Origin of the sequence: Helicobacter felistomachi, from assembly GCF_030296895.1 — a bacterium.
In the GTDB taxonomy this organism is placed as follows: Bacteria; Campylobacterota; Campylobacteria; order Campylobacterales; family Helicobacteraceae; genus Helicobacter; species Helicobacter felistomachi.
The window spans coordinates 240,854-260,500 of record NZ_AP028022.1; the positions used below are offsets into that span (position 1 = coordinate 240,854).

The window sequence follows — 19,647 nt, forward strand, 5'->3', positions numbered from 1 at the left end:
AATGGGGTAGACCATACAAAACAATCCAAATAGGGCAAGAAGAAAAGACATAAACGACATCATTGCACACCCCTTTCAATCTTGTTAAGGTCAGCAATTGTGTTCTTAATGCAAAAGAACACAATCCTTAGCAAAGTACCAAATCCTATGAGAGATGCACTCCATTGAAACAAATCCATTTTGCTGTAATGGATCACAATGAACCCAAAAATACTGAAGATGGCAGTCAATGTCGTGATTAACACTGTTTTAAAAATGTCAATCTCCGCTTTCGCTCTCTCCCTTATGCCCGTTATTTCTGAGTTTTCAACTGACTTTTTCTCGACCTTTCTTTGAAGGATTACACACTTCCATAATTCTAGCAACAGTATATCCAAGTGAAGGACAATCACTGAACAAGTTTTCTAGTGTCTTTTTTAACAAAAGGTAGTTGTTTCTATAAGCCCTCACAACCGCTTCCAACCCCAAAACCATTGTTGGGGGAACTCCCAACACATAACCTTGCGCTCTATGACCCCTTAAAAGCGCTTAAAATACTAAGTTTGATTTATTACTTTACTTCATCTTGCTTTTCAAAGACATGATTGCTCTATTTGGTCGTTTTTTTACTCTCTCCTCAAAGACATGATTACCCTACAGTCTGCAGATGTTTCAAGACCAAAAATCTAATTCTCACTTTAAAGCCTTCTCTTGGGGGTTTGGGGGCTTGCCCCCAAGAGCAATATAGATGCCAAGCGTCAGCTTGGCTTACCGATTTATCACAAGCACACTCCACAAACAAGCTTCATTAATGGGTTTTATTGCATCCATCAACTTCAAGCCCACGAAGTTGAGTATCCAAGAAAAACACAACGACCGCTCAGTTAAACCTAGTTATGTGCTAAAAAGTGGAGGATTAGGGATAGAATGTAATAGAGATGCCAAGGAAGCAAGGGCTTTAAGAGATAGCCTTATAGAGCAAGCTAAAATTAATTACAAGCAGTATTGTAACCAACCTTTTAAAGCAAAGGCGAGTCGTTATTTGTGGAGTGCTGTCGTGAATCTCAAAGACACAACCACCATGCAAGAGCTAGAAACCCTAGCCGACAATTTTAAAACTAAATACCATTTTCAATGCTACCAAATTGCCATCCATAGAGATGAAGGGCATATAGATGAATCTGGCAACACACAGATCAATCACCACGCCCACTTAGAGTTTGTAACACTTGATGAGAATACAGGCAAGAGCATGTTTAGAAAAGCGTTGATTACAAATGCGGTGTTAGGACAAATACAACAAGAAGTGGCTGATATCTTAAACATGCAAAGGGGTGTAAAAAAACGCATCAGTGGAGCTAAACGCATTGAGCCTAGAGCCTACGCACAGCTCATGGAGCAAGAAAAAGCCAAGCGGATTGAGTTAGAGAACAACAATGCAACACTACAAAATGGCAACAACTCACTTACTAAAGAAGTTTCAACCTACCAAGAACAAATCAAAGACTTACAAGCTAGTGTCAAGAACACCCAAGCAGAGTTAAACACACTTAAACAAGAAAAGACTGAACTAGAGCAAGCCAACACCACATTGCAACAAGACAACACCACTTTAGCCCAAGAGAAGCAAACACTAACACAAGAGAACCAAGAGCTCCAAGCTCATAGAATAGAGCTAGAAACCACACTCATAGACCTAGCAAGTCTTGTTGCTCCACAAGACAAACAGAACAAGAAGCTCACACTCAAAGAAGCTAAACCCTTGCTTGAAATTGTGAGAAAGCAAATGATTGCCATTAATCAAGGGCTTGGTGATTTAAAGCTCTTCACACAAGAAGATTACAAAGCTTTGCGAGCCTTGAAAGATGATGGCTTGAGTATTGCTGATCTAAAGGAGCGCATTACACAGATAGAACAAGAAGCGAGAGAACGCTATGAAGCCTTGCAAGGGCAATACAAGGACCACTTAAGCCCCGAGCAGGTGGCAAACAAGATAAGCATTGCTGAAGCCAAATACAAGGACTATCTAAGCCCTAATGCCGTGCAAGAGCTCAAACAAGAACACGCACAAGAGCTTGTGATGAAAGAGCAAAACCATGCTAAGGCTTTAGAAACCAAAGACACAGAACACACTAAAACCTTACAAGAAAAACAAAAAGAGATAGATGCCCTTAAGAACGAGAACACCCAAAAAGATGAAAACATTAATGGTTTAGAGGGACAGATTACTCAATACACCCAAGAGCTTGATAAGGTGAAACCCGAGCTTGCCACACTCAAAACCACGAACCAACAACTCCAACAAGAGAATCTAAAGCTCAAGCCCGTGTATCTCACAAAAGCACAGATCAGAGCAAGGCGTTTAGCAGAGAGACAAGAACTTATGGGTAAAGGCTGTCCTAAAGAAGCTTTTAGAGAGTTGAGTGCCTTAGATGATGAGAAATTGACCCAAGCACAATTAGATGAGCGTATTTTAGATATTTGGCTTAAGTATGCCCCCAGCTATATTGAAAGCTTAGAGAACACCAATGCTAACCTAGAACAAGAAACCCAAGCCCTTAAAGATGAGTTAAAGACAGCCAAAGCAGAAGCCAAGAGTCAAGCACACATCAAGACTTTTGAAAAAGAAGCCGTTAATCTTATTAGAAAGTATGTAGCCCCCGTTACCACAGGTGTAGTGGCACACATCCAAGCCAGTGGTGAAAAGATCACAGAAATCCACAAACAATGCCAAGAAGAGATGATCCAACAGGCGAGCGTGTGCGTGGTGTTGGGTGAAGAGTTGAAGGCGGGTAAGTTTAAAGCTTTTAACAATGTGAAAAAACTTTTTGGCAAGGGGGTTAAAGACCCCGTACCTTACGAGTATGTCAAGCAAGGCGGAATACATTACAGAGAGTTTAACAGGCGAGAGCGAGATATTAAGGAGAAGTTAGCAGACACTCTTACAAAACACAGCCAAGCAGTGCAAGCCATCAACAATCAAGCCTGCACTATTATCTTAGGAGCTGTGGAAAGTGTCAAAAATGGGATTAGCAAGCTTGCCACAGAGTTTAAGGGCAGTGCAGAGTATGGGGCAGAACTCAATCAGGCTAAAAGGCAGATAGACAGTCTAGAAAGAGATAAAGAGCGTTTGCAAGGTAAAGTGAGTGCCTTAGAAAAAGAACAAGAAAACACTAGGCAAGAGTTGCGAGAAGCCCAAGCAAATAAAGAAGCCCTTAAACAGAAAGGGATTGAGAATACAGAGCTTAAAAATGACTTAAAGAGTGCAAAGGTAGTGCTACAGACCACGAAAACCACGCTACAGACCACACAGAAAGATTTTGAGACCACAAAGGCAGAGCTAGAGGCGACAAAGGCGAAGTTAGAGAGCGAACAAAGCGATTTGGGGCTTTGGAGATACTAGAGGGTATTGTGTATGCAAAGATTGCTGAAATAGGCAAGACTAGCCCAGAAGTGGCTCAGGCATTAGAAATTAAAGCAAGCAATGTATTAAATGACCTTGCTAGTCTCAAAGAAGATTTGCCTAGAATCTTGGCGCAAGTAAAAGCAATCCAAGATCAAGAGCAAGAGCAAAAGGGGGATGGGGGTTATCATAAATAGGTTTCTATATGTATTTTTAATGTCAATTTTTAATTAAATTATTTGCAAAAATTATGCAAATAATTTTATATAATTTTGAAATTATCGCTCAAATTTTGGCAAAATTTTAATCAAAATCTAATCTAATTTTGCATATTTTTAGGGAGCAAATTCATAAAATTAACGCACAGAAAAACTTCAATAAATACCTTGAAAAACAAACACAAAATGCCTATTTTGTTGGACTTTATGGCAATAATTGAAACAATTTTAATTTAGTATTTTTATTGTTTTATTTAATTATAATAATTTAATAATTTATTAATATTTAATATTAATTTAATTAAATAATTTTATAAATTAATTTAATATGTTACTTAACAGAGCTTTATATAACACCCACACGCTAACCACGCCTGCCAAACCAACCCCATAAAGTCGCTCGCGTGATGGCGTGGTTAGCCCCACGAAGCGTAGCGAAGTGGTAGTCCACATGAACACACACGATCTAACACGCCTTTTGGCTTGTGTCTTGCCCATAATGAGAAAAAGCCTTCATTTCACCTAACTAAAAAGTCGTTGGTGAGAACCAAACGGAGAGGTAATTTATATCAACCACCAAACAAATCACTATGACTTCCCAGACGGACTAACTCTAAGACATCTCCGTGATAACGATAGATTAAGATTTGGCCAAGATCAAAATTGCCTCTAGAAGCCTTGTATCCAACCCCACATTTTAAGATCCTTGTAAAATTGCCTGGAAGTTTTAATGGGCAAAGACATGTGTTTCCTCTAGGTATTGCTTAAACTCCTCAAAAGAACTAAAAGTACACCCTTGGTCCCTTTCTAGTTCTAACATTGCCTCAATTGTTTCTTGGTTAGGGGTGTGCTCACACTGGTACACAAACTCCTCCAAAGCTTCTTGCAAATTCTTAGCACCCAGGGCAGCTTGCAACCTTTGAGCAAGCAAATCAGAAATTTCAACTAGCATAGTCACTCCTTCTTCAATTTTACAAAATACTATGAAAAGGCTGAAAGTAGTGGCAACGCTGGGGAACTTCTTTCTGCTCAAGGCTTTTTGGGCGTTGATACGGCTTTGTTGCGCCACAACACTGGAAAAACTTAAACCTCCTTTGCTTGAGATGGTATTTGATTTTCTTATCTAAGGCACTAGGGCTTAACCATTGTCCTTGTTATAAGTTTAGGCAGATTTTTTACTATGTGCCCCATAGTGTCTTGTATTACTATGTCTACAAGGCTAAGAATACACCCTTTAAAGATTCCTTAGAAGAGATGTTCTTACAAACCCCACAAGCTGTTAGTTTGCGGCTTTTGAATTACCCTAATGTCGAACTCCATGATTTAAGGACAATGCCTATGGTAAGTAATCTCAATGCCTATAACGATCCTACACATTTTGATTTTGGTTATAGCGATGTTGTCCTAGAGGCCATAGCTAGTAAAAAATATCAACTTAACTTCTCTAATGTGTCAATCTATACAGACGCATTACGACAGTTGGTACTAAATTATAAAATCCCTAGAATCCCCAAATATCATAATTTATAGAGATTATAATAGGGTCTTAGATATATCTAAGCTCAAATTAAATATATCTCCCTTGTGGGTCCTAGCCAAAGTATTACAGTGGACACTAACAGGAGGGCTTTGTGTTTAATGTCACAAATCATCCACTGCATCAAACGGCAAACATGGTGAACGGCAAACATGGTGAACATGGTGGTTTGTACATGGCTAAATTAGCTAAGTACTACATCTCCGCCTAAAAGACTGAGTTTTTCGCACAATCTAGGTGAATATACACTAAGAACATTGCATTAAAGGCTTAATCTGTTAACGCTTAAATGCATTTAAGCGGATGTATAACTTATGAGGTGAGTTAATTTACAAAAATCTGCATTATAAAACTCGTTAGACAGCTCCGTTCACTCCTCAAAAGTGCTTTAACTCTCAAAGATAGAGACTTTTCTAGGTTTGAAAACTCCAAGATTGCCAAACAAAGTTTTAATTGGAATAACCAAGGCTACTCTATCAAGGACAAAAACACACGCTTTAAGATTTTAAGACTCATGCGCCAAGACTTTAAGGTGCGCTAGTCTAGGGATTTGCCCAAAGATTGCACCATTAAACAAATCACTTTTTCTTGTTTGAATGGACGCTATTTTGTGAGCTTTGGTGTGGAATACCATAAGGACATCACACCTTTAAAGACTTTAAACCAACAAGACAAAGCCATAGGTTTAGATTTGAATATCCATGACATTGCTTTAAGTGATGGGACTCTCATCCCCACATACTCTAAGACATTTAACTTAGCCAAATACGATTTAGCCTTTAAAGACTACAAAGAAAACAGAGCCGTAGGGTTTAAAGTCCAAACAGACCAAAACAAAACTAGGAAGGAATTTTTACAAATGCCAAAATTCTTTGAATGCCATTTTTACTAAATCCAAATCTCAAAAAAGAGGATAGGTATCACAAAATCACAAGCGGACTTTCTGACAAGTTTGAATTGGCAGTCGTTGAGGACTTGCAAGTCAAGAATATGACAAAGCGAGCTAAACTCAAAAATGTGAAACAAAAGGGTGGCTTGAATAGGTCTATCCTCAATGCCTCATTCTACCAAATCACTAAATTCTTAGAATACAAACAACAGCACAATGGCAAACCTTTTGTGAAAGTCCCTCCGCAATACACGAGTAAAACTTGTCATCATTGCGGAAATATCAACCACCAACTTAAGCTAAGTCATCGAGAGTATTGCTGCCTTGTATGTGGATACACAGAGCATAGAGACATCAATGCCGCCAAGAATATCTTAAGAGCGGGGTTAAAGTCTTTTACTAAAGAAGCTGTCGCTTTGGGTTAGGAACTAGCCTTGCAGACTCTAAAATACAAAGCCTTTCGAGCTTAAGAAACGCTGGTTTCTGTTAGTTAGGAAGCTCCTCCCTTTAGGGAGGGGTGGTTCATGTTGCTGTGTCAAACCCTTGATGGACTCCACTAGGTTGTTCCTTTTATTTTGAGGGGGGAGAAAATAGTACCCAGTTGATGACAGTGACACCGCGAAAAATCAATCCAACATCTTTTCCACGATCTCAATATGCTTGCGCATACTTTCTTCAAAATCAAAGCGTTTCACTCTTTCAAAGCCTTTGGCAATGCATTCAGTTCTTAACGCTTCATCCATCAAGGCTTTTTCTAGTTGTTTGGCTATATCTTGCGCGTTATAGGGGTTGCAATAAATCCCTGCATCGCCTAGAATTTCTGGCATGCAAGACACATCACTAGAAAGCACCACACAACCCGCGTGCATCGCTTCTAACATAGGTAAACCAAAACCCTCAGCGAGAGAGCCCCACCACAACAATCTAGCATGGGCATAAAGGGTAGAGAGCAAAGAGTCAGAAACATAGCCTAGATTAACTACAAAATTTTTAGAACTAATAACGGCATCTTCTTTTCTGTCTATGCGACTATTGTATAGTCCTGTAATTACAATTTTAAAACGCCGTTGCAAAATTGTAGGCAACAATTCAAAGGCCTGAATCAAGCGTCGGATGTTTTTGCGCCGTGCCTTGCCTACCACTAAAATGAACTCCCCTAAATTTGGTGGTAGATCTTCTGAAGTCTGTCTATAAGCTCTCATGCCATGGTATATCACATGCACTTTAGTTTCAGACCATCCAAATGTTTTTAAAATGTCTTTTTTGACAGTTTCCGTAAAACAAATAGCTTGATCACAATGGGAGATTTTTTGAAGATGGTAATGTTGCCACACGGATCGTTCCTCTTCTGTCATGCACCATGTCGCTTCATCACACAACGGCATGTCATGGATGCATCCTAACAGCTTCTTGGCTTCCATGGGAATACAAGCACCACCTGGCTCGATGTAAAGATCGGGCACTTCCCATGAGAAATTTTTACAAGCTCTCTTATGTGCTATGTCCATAAGAAAACGGTATTGCAGGAAATAATAAAATTTTTCTGGTAAGAGTATTTTGACTAGAGGTGAATAAAAAAACCTTAATATCCCTAACAAGCGATGTTTTGTATACGTAATAAACTTTCTAGGCGTGAGAGACCTAAAGCGTTCAAAGAAAGACCTACTTGGTGGCGAGGACAACGACTCAACCCGTGGTGGTATAACATCTGAAAAATTGACAATGTTGCGATTTTGGAAGTCCTCAAGACTATCAAAAAGTCTATATCGCACAAAAAGTTTCAATTCCACATCATCTCTATCTTTAAAATGCCTTTCTAGTGCTTGTACTAAGGTCAAAGTATAGACACCAATACCACTGAGATTATCTAACAACGAAGTCACACCGATTACTACGCGTTTCATAAGCCCACCCGATTTCCATAAAAACTGCCACCACCTCCAAAGTACAACCTCCCAATCATCCTACTTTGAGGTATCCTCCCTTTGTTAGTCGAGCGGTCACTCAAACGGCGACCCATATACCTATATACCCAAAGAAACCTACGCATCCTTAAAAACTGCAAAACACCCGAACAGCAACCCACTTTCACCCCAACACCCTCCATTCACTCTTTAAATCTTTATTCGTTACTCAAATATTCACTTAAATTACCTAAAACTTTTAAAATTCCATACGCAACACTAGAAAATTCCTAAATCGTCTTCTAAGTCTAACATGTTTTCCGTAACCGAAAATTAAAAAGTTCCACATTACCGAGGTCCGTCAACTAATGGTTTTGTTTTCTTTCGTATCATGTTATACTTCACGCTTCGATTTTAATTTTTAAAATCTATTTTTAAAATCTTTCTTGAGGCTCCTATGCGCATTCTTTTTTGCACTAATCAATATTATCCCTTGCAATTAGGATTAGCAGTTGCTGATCATAATTTAAGCTTAGCCCTTGCTAGGGCTGAACATAGAGTTTTTGTATGCACTTGTGATGTTTTTAATTTGCAAACCCTCCAATGGCAAGGTCAAAAACACACCATCACTAGTGGGAGTACCACCAAAGAGGCCGTAGAAATCGCTCCTAATCTCCTTGTCATCGGATTTCACATTTATACGGAAGGTTGCTTGACAAAAGGTGAGGTTGTGGCCTATAAGGATTTTGTAGCGTATTTTGAGTGCGATCTGTTACTCTGCTCTGGGATCACAGGAGTTTATGGAGGAGTTTGTTGGGCGTGTAATCTGCTCTATGATTTGCTCCCTACTATGAAAGTTAAAAAGGTTTTGAACGTCCACGAAGCATTTGACATACGACAGAATCACTCGTGGAAAAGCCGAATCAAATCAAAATTTACTAAAATCAAATCAAAATTTAACAAAGAAACTAGGTATTTTGAGTGGCTCAAACACACACTGAGAACTCATTTAAAAGACTTTGATTATGTATTCTTTTTAAACGAAAACACATATGCTTACAGTGTCCTTACACATTTTTGCTCTAAGATAGGTATCTTGCCCCGTGGGATTTTTGAGATCTATCCGCCTAAAACACTGCAAACACCCTTAGACACACTCCTAGAAAAAACCAATGATAATGATTTAGAAACCCTCATGCAAGGTCCCTATTTGCTCAGTGTTTCCAATTATTACCACCCCGTTAAGAACCACGACCAGATTTTGCAAGCCTATTATTTAAGCCAAACAAAAATTCCCTTAGTCTTTGTAGGCTCCTTAAATACCGGGCATGCCCTAGGCTACCTCAAAACACTCAAGCAAGAATTAGACAACAAACATGGTTTCAAACCCGTATTGTTTCTCCACTCACTAGAGCGCCCACAAGTCTTGGCACTCTTTACTCATGCCACTTTGTTTTTGCACTCTGCTCCCCATCCGTGTTATCCTATGGTGATTTTGGAGAGCATGCAGTACGGGCTACCTTTCGTATGCATGGATGTAGGTTGTGTCAAGCAACTCTGCGCTAGTTTAGTAGTGCAAACCCCTCAGGAAATGGCGCATAAAATGGACTTCTTGCTAAACAATCCGAATCACTACAACCAAGTGGCCCAGACTCTACATGCCACTATTCAAGACTACACTTACGACCAAATCATCCCACAATTTTTAGAGGTTCTTAACGTAAATGGGCATAGCGTCTGAGAAAAAGGCGATAATAATAGTAACGGCGGACTACAAAGAAAGTAGAATTAGCAAGGCGTGTAAACAGGCGTTTGGAACGGAATTTCTGAGCACTTTCCCGTAAATTAGTCGGATCATCCGTGGAAATAGTAGAAAAAAGTTGGTTTTTGTTAAACCCAACACTCATGGGAATATAGGTCAAATTTGGAATTTTATGCGTATGTACTAGAGTGAGCAAATTATCCGCTGGCTCAGTAAAGTGTAGACTTGCGCTCACAAAGGCTTTCGCTGCCTTTGGAGTGAGGTAATAAGCAGCAGCAGCAAAGACTTCTAAACATGAGAGATAGAAATGCTCCTTTAAAATGATTTCTATTCTGGGATCTGTGGGCAATACCTGTAATCCGCCAGTATGAGCGATGACTGATTTTTTAGTTTTGATCTCCCAAAAGGTGGCAAATAAACGCACAAAATCAAAGGGGCTTTGCACGCAGTGCACCAAGCTTTCATAAAAATTGGATTTGAGCATTACATCATCTTCCAAGATAACTATAGGACAATTTAACTCAATGCACTTAAGCCATAACATGTAGTGGCTCGCATAACAACCCAATTCTTCAGGCAACAACTCCCTCCCATGCATGCCCCTGAACCATTCACTCTCTTTAAGCCACTCTAGGGAATAAGAATTTTCAATCAAACCGCTGTAGCCCAAATCCTTTCTGAAGTAATGGCTGCGCTTGTCGATCGCATTAAAAAGATGGAATTCAAGTTTAAGATCGCCTTCTTGAACAGGTGGGTTATCAATGATGGCTTGGCAATGCTTACGCCTAGGGTGATCTTTGAGAGAAATGAAATAAATAGGCAACACCATAGAAATCCTTGTTAAACTGACAAAAACTTTTAGAGTTGGTAAACCCACGATATTATACCATAGCTCGAAAACACCCCTGCAATCGGCGAGGGCGTGTCTTTGCTTAAAAAATCCTAAAAACAATTTACAATTTTTGTTTCCAAATAGGGCGCACTGCCCTCAGCGAGCGCACATGAAGAAATAAATAACACATCCTCTGTCTTTTTTGTAATTTTTGCACGCTATTGTAGCCATTTTGTATAAGTCTGAACACCTAGCACAACCTCCCAATCTTTGGAATCAATTTTGAAAAACTAAGAAGCTGAAAGACACTCTATTTTTTGCATCCGCATGATTTTTACGATAATTTTTAGTCCATTTTGTTCATTTTGTTCAAATTAGATTTTATTGTATTTACAAGGTTGCACACGAGTGCAATCAAACATGTAAACTTTCACTTCCAAGCCAATAAAACCGCGCCATGCTATAAGAATTCAGTTTGAGTTCAGCTTTTTTAGTTATTTATACTAGAATTGCGAGTTTTCCTAGAGGGTTATAGGGTTTTTTTGAAAGAGATTGTTTTTAATGCATCGGTTATCAAGGGGGATTTAACAGGCTTAGGTGTGTATGCTCTAACCTTTATTGAAACTTTGGAAAAGCATTTCGAGGGCAAAAAAGATGTCAATGTCACGATTTATGGTGATGGCAAATTTTATCCAAACCTACAAGCATGGTTAAGTGAACAGGGCTCTTCTTACGCACGACCAAAAAAGAAATTTATTCGTAAATTTATTCATTTAATTAAACTATCTTTAATCAAACCATCTAAAGTTATTTTAAATCAAAAGCTCTATTTATCTTTAAAGTATTGTTTTTTGAACTTTTTAAAAAAACAAAGAGCTAAACGCAATAGAAAAAGGTTTTTTGATCTCTACATAGAACCCTCGTATGAAGGGGTTTCTTTCAATGCCCAAAAAACTTTGGGCTGTATCCACGATTTACCTTTATGCGATGAAAAAGCATGGCTCATTAGCCAAGAGATGAAAATATTCTGGAGGGAAGCTGTCCTCCCCATCATGCGCACCTACACAGAGGCGATTTGTTTTAGCGAGTGTGTGAGAGCAGATATTTTAAAAACATTTGGCTTTCCTAAAGAAAAGGTGCATGTGATCTACCATGGCTCAAGAGAATATAGAGAACAGCATTTAGAACCACTGCCACCGCATTTAGGAGAATTTATCTTGGTGGTGGGAGCCAAAGCCAAACGGCGTAATGTACGTGGTCTCATCGATGCCTTTAGACTCTTGTCGCAGGAATTGCAAAGTCGTTTTAAAATTGTCCTCACAGGCGCACCCAACGACATAGATGAATATGATAAGCAATATTTTAGTCAAGACTTCATCATCAATTTAAACTATGTTTCTGATGGTTTATTGCAAACCCTATACGCCAATGCCCGCTTGCTGTGGTGGGGGAGTTTTGCTGAGGGTTTTGGCTTGCCTATGGTGGAGGCGATGCGCGCCTCTTGTGTGGTCTTAGCTAGCGATGTTTCTTGCATGCCCGAGATTTTAGGCGATGCCGGAGTTTATTGCAATCCATATAGTGTCGCAGACATCGCTAGACAATTAGAGATTGCCCTAACAGATGAATTTCTACGCCAAGAATGCATTAAAAAAGGTCTAGAGAGGGCTAAACTCTTTGATTTTAAAGAGAGCATGCAAAAGCATGTAGAGATCGTGGAGAGGATGTTAGGGGATTAGTACCACCCAAGAAATTTTTTATTCGGTCATAATTGCTCTCATAAAATTGGGGGATGATCTCCACTTTTTGGTATAACGGTTACCTAAGTTTATTCATCTTTCGTAGTGCAGGGGTTTGGTATGCTTGAGCGACTGTATGGCGGGGTGTCTAGTTTTTACAAAAAGTGTTGTAGGTTGTACGATTTTGTCGTGAACAATCAGGATGAGATGAGGTTAATTTTTATACTTCACCGTGTTGTACACGGCATGGTGCATGAAAGAAGTCAAGACCAACTTCCAGATAATCTAGTCATCTCAACAATATTTTTAGATTCGTTTATTAATTTTCTTAAGAATAAAGGGTTTAGTTTTGTGAACATAGATGAAATTTGCGATTTTTACATAAAATAAAGAATAGACATATTCATGTTTACGTTGAACATGTTGGAATCGACCTGAAAATCCCGTGCAATGTCATGTCCATAGTAGGTTAAAGTAAAATCTCCACCTACTTTTGAGGTATCGCCAAATAATGCTTGATAAGTCGCTCCCCAACGCATCGCTTTACCGCTTTTGTTGTAATCCGGGCGTTCATTTTGGAAACGATCTTGTTCATAATCTTGCTCACTCAAAGAACCCGGATCTGTGAGAAAAAACTTGTAATACTGGTAATAAGCCGTGATCTTGTTGTTGTCGTTGATTTGGTAAAGCAAATCCAACATGTAGTTTTGGATATTGGTTGGACTATCATACCTAAAGCCTTGTCCATTCATCCAATTAGCCTGTGCTTGCACTCCAAAGTATTTGTTAATCATCCCACCGCTACGGACATAGGTGTTATAAAGGATGTTGTTTCCTATCGTCTTACTCTCATCACTTTTGGGTTCATTGTTTGGCACTGGACCTACAAATCCCCCATTTGAACGCCCCCAAAAGGTCATTCTTTCAGCGGCTTGGTTCTCCCATTTCTGTGGAATTTGTTTGGTAATGATGTTAATCACTCCACCAAAGGCATTGGGTCCATACTGCACACTCTCCCCGCCTTTAGTGACTGTGATGTGATCTACAGATTGGAAAGTCACGGGGAAGATGGACATACCAATGTTAACATATGGAGCGACATAGATGGGGACACCATTGACTAAAATTAGGGCGGTACTACTGTTGCCCATAAACCCACTCCCCCCAAAACCTCTCACCTGAATGCTAGGCATAGCTCCAATCCCTGTAGCGTTTCTAATGTGGATACCAGGCACATTTTGTAAAGCTTCCTCAATGCTTTGGTTGGCTTGCTGAGTAAGTGCTTTGTGCGAGATAACCGTGCGGCTACCTATGTAGTTTTTTACTCCGGAACTGCGCCAACTTTCCGGGGCTTCTTCGCTGACAAATGTTCCTTTAGTTTCTATTCTTTGTAAGCGATGTGTTTTGATATTGCTTTTAGCAGCATACAAACTATTTACAGCCAAACAGCTTCCACAGAAGAGAAGTGCAATTTTATTCATTCCGTTTCCTTTGGAACTACTAAGTAAGCAAATAGACGATAAAAAATCCGTTCTTAATAATACTTAAATAAAACTAATAATAACTTAAAAATAAATACTCAGCGGTAATTATTAATCTATCAGAGATTGCTAAAGCTAAAATGGATGAAGTTGATGAAACTAAATCGAAAATAGAACTAGATTAGAAAAAAGAGGGTTGTTTTGTGTTGACAATCTTCAAAAACTTTTGTCAATCACCCTTCAAAGGGTCAAAATTGTCTTTAATAAACCTAGATATTCTCACTCACCAGCTATGAAAGACAACACAAACATAGAAGTCTATTACACACAAGTGCAAGCTTTCAAAAGAGATGTGAGAAATCTCATATCCTTATGTCAGTTTAGAATTCAATGCTAGGCTCACTCCCAAGATTGCTCAAGCAGAAATTTGTCTAAGAAACATTGTGGGTTTTTGCATGCAGTTAGTCGTTGGCAGTGCAGCTTGGTTATGAACGAACCTTACCTAAGCAAAGAGATAGAGAAGATCAGCAAACGTGTGGGCTGGGCTGGACTTATTCAAGGGCATGTGGCTTATACACAAAGAACCGATGCAAAAGCTTACAACTCTTACTTGCTGTCTAATTTGACAGGAAATACAGATTGGATTTTAGAGACTTCTGTATGTTTAACAAGAAAATCAAGCAAATAGATTTAAAACTACCTAACTACCATAAGGTCAACATTGTCTCGGATTGTTTTCTAATCTTAGGAACGCTTGTTTTTACTGGGAGAATCTAGGAAAGACAAGAAGGATCAAAGAAGGCATCGTCTATCCTAGGCTTTCTGCTTGCGCGCTAAGTAGTGGCACAAATCATCCTGAACAGATTGTAAGTCTTGCACACGAGAGAGGATTGAATACTTTCTAGAGTTTCTGTTACAACACTTAGGAAGGACTCAGAGCATCGATTTTTAAGTCAGTCAAGTCAAACAAGTACCAAGGAACCGAAAAGACTGAGAAAGGGGACCTTCAAAGAGAGTCGGGGGAGCCCCCCGATTTAACTTCGCACACAATATCACATGAATTCGTAAAAAACACCTTGATGTTGATATAAGTCTTTGTTCTCGTACATCATGCTAATCTTTTTTACCTATAAGCCTCTGTAACCGTTTTTAACCCTAAAACCATAGTTTGATACTTCCAACCCCTAAACTCTCGCTCTACGAGTCTTTAAAAGCCCTTTAAACGCTATGTTTGTTTGATGGCTTCTCTCTATCTTGTCCTCCAAAGATATAATTGTTCTAAATCAATCAGTTTTCACTCTCTCCAAAGAGACATGATTGCCCCATAGTCATAGATACTTCAAGACCAAAACTCAAATTCTCACTTCAAAACCCTCTCTTGGGGGTTTGGTGGATTTAAGCCGTGTTGCGTTTTTGCATCTCATCCAAAGACTGCAATCCAAAACCCAATTTCTTTAAAACTCTTGCAAACTCAAGAGCATCCCCCTCAAAAGGAGGTAAGTCAATGCCTTTAGACTCAGCAATAACCGCTAGAGTATCTTTGATCTCTGCCATGTCGCCATCCTCTAAAACGGCGTTAAGATAGCTTAAGCGCACTTCCTCTGTATCTAAAAATTCAGCTAGTCTAAAAGGTTTAAAAGTTACGGACATGGATAATCCTTTAAGATTTTTTGTGCCTTGATTATATCCTTTTGTTGCGTGCTTTTATCGCCTTAAGCGCGCCACTGCACGGCGCGCCACAGCAAAACCACCAACACCTCGCCCCGTTTAGCCACATACAGCCGATAGCCTGCACCCGTGTGGATACGCATTTCAAAGATTTGACCCGTGATGTGCTTGTGATCGCCAAAATGTCCGTTTGTGCCCAACATGTCTAATCTCTTAGTGATGACAGATAAAGGGGTCATACAATGCGACTTTGACAAAAGAGCCCACCATTACCCACACCACAAAATCGATTATTGTCTAAACACACCAACTAGCTTACAAAGTATGTCCTAAGAGAGCTTTCGAATGCCGCGGGGAGCGAGTCTGCGGAGTTCATACTCGTTTTAGTTTTACTAGCAAGCCACGTCGCCGTACAGGTTAGAAACTAATCACATAATTAGCAAAGGCGACTATCGTGCGTTTAAAATTGATGGTGTATTTGTCTTTGCCTTGCATTAAAGTGTCCCTTTCCGTATAGTAGGGATCAGTAAAAATGGGGATGCGTACACCCGCTTCTATCCCTTGATGCTCTGTAAAATTTAATCTAAATCCTACATTCACGATACATTGCACAAAAGTAGGAATAAAGTTAGCCTTGTTGCCTAGTTTTCGTGTATATGCTTGTTCTTGTAGATAAGACTCATTATAGGTAACGCACTGACCATTATTGTTGGTAGAATTAGGGCTACAAATATGCGTTCCCTGCATATAAACCTTACCAATCAGCCAAGAACTGCCTCCAGCCATAACTCCCCCAAAGATACCAAAAGTGTGATTGGAGTTGTCGTAGAAGTTGTAAAACACATCGATGCCCGCTCCATAAAACAAATTTGTAGCAGGCCCTTCCCGTTTAGATGCCCCACAAGCATAAGGGCAATTTTTATAAGGAGTGGCAGCTTCTATAGAAAAGACCACATTTCCTGTTTGTCCGCTAAAAAATCCATAGTAACGCAATCCAAAGCGTTTATTTTGTCCAAAGAACTGTTTATAGCCAAACTGAAAATCCCCACCGTAAAGATTACCCAATGCCTTACCAGGCTGGCTAAAATTGTATTGATCAAACACACTGCCATTATGTATAAAACGAAGCTTTGGCTGGCTATAGTTATTCACTCCCACCATGCGTGAATACTGAAAACCACCTTCTACAAACCCGCCACTTCCTTCTGCTTTCAGGAAGTATAGAGGAAAGAGCATAAGCACACCGGCTAAGATACTGATTTGTCTAGATACCCAAGACCTACCATCACCTACCATAGCCCAGACCTTTTTTATGATCCCATGTACAATAACAGTGACTATTGTAGCACAAAGATCAGTTGTAATTCGTAGAATTTTCACTTGTCATAATACTCTTTGGGGGTTGCTGTCCATGCATCATTCTGGAAAGCTTGCCTCACCCTTTCTTGCTACCTACCGCTTGTCTCCGTAGTAAAACAGAGGATATGTCGGAGTTAGCCATTGCTACCGTAGTAATAGTAGCAGTTAGTTAGACTGAGTAGTTTTATACTCCTACAATCTCCTACAATCTCCTACAACCCCAAAACCATAGTTAGAAACCCCCAACCCCTAACCTTGCACTCTACGACCCTTTAAAATGCTTTAAACACTATCTTGCTCCATCACCTTCACATTACTCCAAAATAATTTACAACACCATTAAATCCAATTTCTAATAATATTCAATGTATTAAATACAATTTCAAATATTGTTTATTCATATTTATTAAAATATATAATATTGTTTATTTGTATTAAACACAATATAGAATATTATCTATTTATATTTAACACTATTTCAAAACATTACTTATCCATATTTAACCCAATCACAAACATTATTCATTTGATTAATCAAAATTTTAAACATTTTTTAATGGATTAAATCTTACACTAATTGAATATCATGCTAATTCAAGATTTCGCATTCTACACTAATCTAGTCAGTGATGTCAGCAATGTCAAGCAGTGTGTCTATGCCCATCAACCCACAGCACCAAAAACCAACCAAAAACCAAAAACAAAGGTTCTCTATGATTTTCTCCATTATCAACAAAAAAGGTGGGGTGGGTAAGACCGCCTTTAGTTTCTCCATTGCTAAAGATTTAGATTTGTTCTTGCAAAGCAACGACTCTTCCATCATTGAGAGCATTTACCCTGATAAAGCTAAAATCAGCACCCGCCTTTCTTTAATCAACAATTGTGTCTATGACTTTGGAGGCTTTATCCAAAGTGGGGTTTTAGAGATTGCTAAAGCCAGTCAAGCCATCCTCATCCCCTGCACTCCCCTTTACAACTCCCTACTAAAGACCATTGAAACCATCCAAGAGTTACAAGTTTTAAAAGTGCCCTTAATGGTGCTCGTCACCGATTATCAAAGCCTAGAAGAGCAAGAACAAACAAGTTCTACCTTACAATCTAACTTCACAGATTTAAACTTTTTCTTTTTAAACACTCTAAGATTATAGAAAACTCTATGCGTAAGGGATTGAGCTTTAAAGAGTTGTCTTTGCAAACCCCACTCTCTAGAATCCAATACAAGACTTTCATGACAGAATACCAACGCCTTTTAGACACTTTAACAAAAGGAGTAAACAATGAATGAAAACAAAAACACCCCCAAATCTATCCAAGATGCTTTGAAAAACACCCACAACCCCCAAGCAAACACTTTCAGTGCTAAAGACAAAGCCAAACCAGGTAGAAAACCTTTGCCCGCTCATTTAAAACAAAACCACATCGTTACATTTTACTTATCCCAAGAGGAATACAACACCCTAAAAGCTCTAGCTGACAAGGAGGCTGATAGTGTGGGCTTCTTTGTCAAACGCTATGTGTTAAAGAATTTGGTGAGGGGGTAGGGGGAAAGTGGGGTAGTGCTGTGTTTTTAAAGTATTAGAGTTATCTTTTAGACACTCATTCTACTCCAAAATCTTGATCTTCTGCCTAAAACAGGCTAAACACTCAATTGCCAACATAAGATAACAAAGGATACTATCATAGAACGAACAATCCAAAATCTTCTGTCTGCAGAACGCTTAAAGTCTTATACAAGCACCGAGGAGCATTTTAGAAACTTACAACTCATTGCTCAAATCACTCCACATCTAGTAACTATTAAGATTTGTCTGAGAAATATCCTAGACATTGAGATGAAAAAGAAAAATCTAGATTGGATTGTAAATCCACTCAATGAGAGCGAGGAAGAAAAAAGAGTAACTGTGATAATAGAACACGCAAGGCTTGAGATAGAAAAGAGAGAAAAAGGTAAAAAAGATGTTAATCAAGGATTGAAACACTCCCAATATCTTTCGCGCTTTTCACTAGGCACTATTATCCGCATCATCAAAGAGAGCAAACTGCAGAATACAATACTCGATTTGAGCAGTATAGACTTTAGCAAATACGACAAGAGCAATGCAAGCAACGCGTATTTGGAGCGCAAAAAGGTTGAAAATGTGAATGCTTACAAAGTGGATGCGATGTTAAACTTGTTGCAGATTCTACGCAACAGATGCTACCATTGGGAAAATATCTTGAAGGTCAGATACGGAAAGAGAAAAGGCGTGTTTCCACACATTACAACAGAACTCAAAGGCATTAAAACAGGTTTGAATCCTATCAAGATAAAGGTATTTTTAGAGGATTTATTGGAGACAATCCATCCAGAGCTGGAGATAGAGATCAAGGACAGTAAAGAGAACAATTAAGAGAACGAACGGAGAGGGACCTCCGGGCAGACCCGAGAGGTGAGTGGAAATCCACACCGAATTCGCTTGGATTCTATTGCAAAGAATATTAGTTTTCACTTAAATTTTTTAGGATGGTTGCCTGATTTGCTGTGTCTAGTACTGTTTGCAGGTATTTTTGAAATCTTTATAACCACTCTATCATCCGTCATCTGTACGAGGATGTTTGGTAACTCAAAGTTATTGTCAGCTATTCTTGTCTTTGAGTTTTTTCAAGCTATTGTTTTTTAAAGCTTCTACAAGCCCCCACAAACCACTTTCAACCCCCCCCAAACCATAGTTAAATACTCCAAACCCCTAATCTTTCGCTCTACGACCCTTTAAAAGCTCTTAAAACGCTATCTTTGATTTACCGCTTTGCTTTGTTTTACCTTCCAAAGGCATGATTGCTCTGTTTAGTTATTTTTTTTACTCTCTCTCCAAGGACATGATTGCTCCACAATCGTAGAT

Annotated in this window: 13 protein-coding genes and 3 pseudogenes; 9 read left to right on the forward strand and 7 right to left on the reverse strand. The window is 39.1% G+C overall.

The genetic code is table 11. The annotated features are described in order from the left end of the window. Positions 1-790 precede the first annotated feature (790 nt). Positions 791-3,382 (forward strand): hypothetical protein, encoded by a 2,592-nt coding sequence (locus QUE23_RS01360; protein WP_286348915.1) that lies wholly within the window; start codon positions 791-793, stop codon positions 3,380-3,382. Positions 3,383-3,390: 8 nt separating this feature from the next. After that, a complete protein-coding gene (locus QUE23_RS01365) occupies positions 3,391-3,579 on the forward strand; it encodes an abortive infection protein (RefSeq protein WP_286348916.1) in 189 nt (62 codons plus the stop codon). Positions 3,580-4,327: 748 nt separating this feature from the next. Here the strand turns inward: QUE23_RS01365 and QUE23_RS01370 are convergent. Further along, positions 4,328-4,669: a hypothetical protein gene (locus QUE23_RS01370; protein WP_286348917.1), complete on the reverse strand. Its 342-nt coding sequence runs from the start codon at positions 4,667-4,669 to the stop codon at positions 4,328-4,330. A gap of 805 nt (positions 4,670-5,474) precedes the next feature. On the opposite strand from QUE23_RS01370, the pseudogene QUE23_RS01375 reads away from it, so the two are divergent. Continuing rightward, positions 5,475-6,516: pseudogene (locus tag QUE23_RS01375) on the forward strand (RNA-guided endonuclease InsQ/TnpB family protein). Between the two features lie 136 nt (positions 6,517-6,652). Here QUE23_RS01375 and QUE23_RS01380 read toward each other — a convergent pair. Continuing rightward, positions 6,653-7,930: a glycosyltransferase family 4 protein gene (locus QUE23_RS01380; RefSeq protein WP_286348918.1), complete on the reverse strand. Its 1,278-nt coding sequence runs from the start codon at positions 7,928-7,930 to the stop codon at positions 6,653-6,655. 730 nt (positions 7,931-8,660) lie between these two features. Here QUE23_RS01380 and QUE23_RS01385 point away from each other — a divergent pair. Further along, the gene (locus QUE23_RS01385) at positions 8,661-9,671 is read left to right on the forward strand and encodes a glycosyltransferase (protein WP_286348919.1); all 1,011 of its coding nucleotides are present in this window, start codon (positions 8,661-8,663) and stop codon (positions 9,669-9,671) included. Here the strand turns inward: QUE23_RS01385 and QUE23_RS01390 are convergent. After that, complete coding sequence (locus QUE23_RS01390; RefSeq protein WP_286348920.1) at positions 9,646-10,521, reverse strand: glycosyltransferase family 25 protein; 876 nt, start codon at positions 10,519-10,521, stop codon at positions 9,646-9,648. The two genes, QUE23_RS01385 and QUE23_RS01390, sit on opposite strands and share 26 nt — an antisense overlap. An 854-nt stretch (positions 10,522-11,375) precedes the next feature. Between QUE23_RS01390 and QUE23_RS01395 the strand changes: the two genes are divergently transcribed. After that, positions 11,376-12,260, forward strand: coding sequence for a glycosyltransferase family 4 protein (locus QUE23_RS01395; RefSeq protein WP_285602506.1), 885 nt, complete (start codon positions 11,376-11,378; stop codon positions 12,258-12,260). Between the two features lie 401 nt (positions 12,261-12,661). Here QUE23_RS01395 and QUE23_RS01400 read toward each other — a convergent pair. Continuing rightward, positions 12,662-13,741 (reverse strand): annotated as a pseudogene (locus QUE23_RS01400) (TonB-dependent receptor plug domain-containing protein); the annotation flags it as partial. A 487-nt stretch (positions 13,742-14,228) separates the two neighbouring features. On the opposite strand from QUE23_RS01400, the gene QUE23_RS01405 reads away from it, so the two are divergent. Next, positions 14,229-14,429 (forward strand): hypothetical protein, encoded by a 201-nt coding sequence (locus tag QUE23_RS01405; protein ID WP_286348921.1) that lies wholly within the window; start codon positions 14,229-14,231, stop codon positions 14,427-14,429. Between the two features lie 707 nt (positions 14,430-15,136). On the opposite strand, the gene QUE23_RS01410 is transcribed toward QUE23_RS01405, so the two are convergent. From QUE23_RS01410 to QUE23_RS01420, 3 genes are all read right to left on the reverse strand, one after another. Next, the gene (locus QUE23_RS01410) at positions 15,137-15,391 is read right to left on the reverse strand and encodes a helix-turn-helix domain-containing transcriptional regulator (RefSeq protein ID WP_286348922.1); all 255 of its coding nucleotides are present in this window, start codon (positions 15,389-15,391) and stop codon (positions 15,137-15,139) included. Positions 15,392-15,453: 62 nt separating this feature from the next. Further along, on the reverse strand, positions 15,454-15,648 hold the full coding sequence (locus QUE23_RS01415; RefSeq protein ID WP_286348923.1) for a type II toxin-antitoxin system RelE/ParE family toxin: 195 nt from the start codon (positions 15,646-15,648) through the stop codon (positions 15,454-15,456). A 178-nt stretch (positions 15,649-15,826) separates the two neighbouring features. Then, complete coding sequence (locus QUE23_RS01420; protein WP_286348924.1) at positions 15,827-16,789, reverse strand: outer membrane protein; 963 nt, start codon at positions 16,787-16,789, stop codon at positions 15,827-15,829. 692 nt (positions 16,790-17,481) lie between these two features. Here QUE23_RS01420 and QUE23_RS01425 point away from each other — a divergent pair. The 3 genes and pseudogenes from QUE23_RS01425 to QUE23_RS01435 all read left to right on the forward strand — a co-directional run bounded on the left by QUE23_RS01425 (position 17,482) and on the right by QUE23_RS01435 (position 19,158). Next, positions 17,482-18,053, forward strand: a pseudogene (locus QUE23_RS01425) (P-loop NTPase family protein). Further along, a complete protein-coding gene (locus QUE23_RS01430; protein WP_434801970.1) occupies positions 18,046-18,309 on the forward strand; it encodes a ribbon-helix-helix domain-containing protein in 264 nt (87 codons plus the stop codon). The pseudogene QUE23_RS01425 and the gene QUE23_RS01430 overlap by 8 nt, the downstream one beginning before the upstream one ends. 291 nt (positions 18,310-18,600) lie before the next feature. Further along, entirely contained in the window at positions 18,601-19,158 is a 558-nt protein-coding gene (locus QUE23_RS01435; protein WP_286348925.1) for a hypothetical protein, read from the forward strand. Positions 19,159-19,647 lie beyond the last annotated feature (489 nt).